The organism is Streptomyces sp. NPDC001832 (assembly GCF_040297265.1).
Taxonomy (GTDB): domain Bacteria; phylum Actinomycetota; class Actinomycetes; order Streptomycetales; family Streptomycetaceae; genus Streptomyces.
Window position 1 is genome coordinate 1,486 of record NZ_JBEOYU010000082.1, and the last position, 1,781, is coordinate 3,266.

General features: G+C 56.9%; 1 rRNA gene (running past one end of the window). It reads right to left on the reverse strand.

Annotated features, from left to right (window positions below):
- A 23S ribosomal RNA gene (locus ABT115_RS30550) occupies window positions 1-1,731 on the reverse strand (it extends 1,463 nt beyond the left edge of the window).
- Window positions 1,732-1,781: the final 50 nt, after the last annotated feature.

Below are 1,781 nucleotides of genomic sequence, written 5' to 3' on the forward strand. Positions count from 1 at the left end.
CTTATGTGTGACGGATTTACCTACCACACGGCCTACACCCTTACCCCGGGACAACCACCGCCCGGGCTGGACTACCTTCCTGCGTCACCCCATCGCTTACCTACTACAAGTCTGGTTCGTCGGCTCCACCACTACCCTCAACTCCGAAGAGATCGGGCCGGCTTCACGGACTAAGCATCGCCTGATTCAGTATTGGGCGTTTCAAAGCGGGTACCGGAATATCAACCGGTTGTCCATCGACTACGCCTGTCGGCCTCGCCTTAGGTCCCGACTTACCCTGGGCAGATCAGCTTGACCCAGGAACCCTTAGTCAATCGGCGCACACGTTTCTCACGTGTGTATCGCTACTCATGCCTGCATTCTCACTCGTGAACCGTCCACAACTCGCTTCCACGGCTGCTTCACCCGGCACACGACGCTCCCCTACCCATCCGTACTCCCGTTAGAGATACATGTACGAATGACACGACTTCGGCGGTACGCTTGAGCCCCGCTACATTGTCGGCGCGGAATCACTTGACCAGTGAGCTATTACGCACTCTTTCAAGGATGGCTGCTTCTAAGCCAACCTCCTGGTTGTCTCTGCGACTCCACATCCTTTCCCACTTAGCGTACGCTTAGGGGCCTTAGTCGATGCTCTGGGCTGTTTCCCTCTCGACCATGGAGCTTATCCCCCACAGTCTCACTGCCGCGCTCTCACTTACCGGCATTCGGAGTTTGGCTAAGGTCAGTAACCCGGTAGGGCCCATCGCCTATCCAGTGCTCTACCTCCGGCAAGAAACACACGACGCTGCACCTAAATGCATTTCGGGGAGAACCAGCTATCACGGAGTTTGATTGGCCTTTCACCCCTAACCACAGGTCATCCCCCAGGTTTTCAACCCTGGTGGGTTCGGTCCTCCACGAAGTCTTACCTCCGCTTCAACCTGCCCATGGCTAGATCACTCCGCTTCGGGTCTTGAGCGTGCTACTCAACCGCCCTATTCGGACTCGCTTTCGCTACGGCTTCCCCACACGGGTTAACCTCGCAACACACCGCAAACTCGCAGGCTCATTCTTCAAAAGGCACGCAGTCACGACTGTTGATCCGAAGAACAACAGCGACGCTCCCACGGCTTGTAGGCACACGGTTTCAGGTACTATTTCACTCCGCTCCCGCGGTACTTTTCACCATTCCCTCACGGTACTATCCGCTATCGGTCACCAGGGAATATTTAGGCTTAGCGGGTGGTCCCGCCAGATTCACACGGGATTTCTCGGGCCCCGTGCTACTTGGGTGTCTCTCAAACGAGCCGTCAATGTTTCAGCTACGGGGGTCTTACCCTCTACGCCGGACCTTTCGCATGTCCTTCGCCTACATCAACGGTTTCTGACTCGCCTCACGGCCGGCAGACCATGAACAAGAGATCCCACAACCCCACATGCGCAACCCCTGCCGGGTATCACACGCATACGGTTTGGCCTCATCCAGTTTCGCTCGCCACTACTCCCGGAATCACGGTTGTTTTCTCTTCCTGAGGGTACTGAGATGTTTCACTTCCCCTCGTTCCCTCCACACTGCCTATGTGTTCAGCAGCGGGTGACAGCCCATGACGACTGCCGGGTTTCCCCATTCGGACACCCCCGGATCAAAGCTCGGTTGACAGCTCCCCGGGGCCTATCGCGGCCTCCCACGTCCTTCATCGGTTCCTGGTGCCAAGGCATCCACCGTGCGCCCTTAAAAACTTGGCCACAGATGCTCGCGTCCACTGTGCAGTTCTCAAACAACGACCAGCCACCCA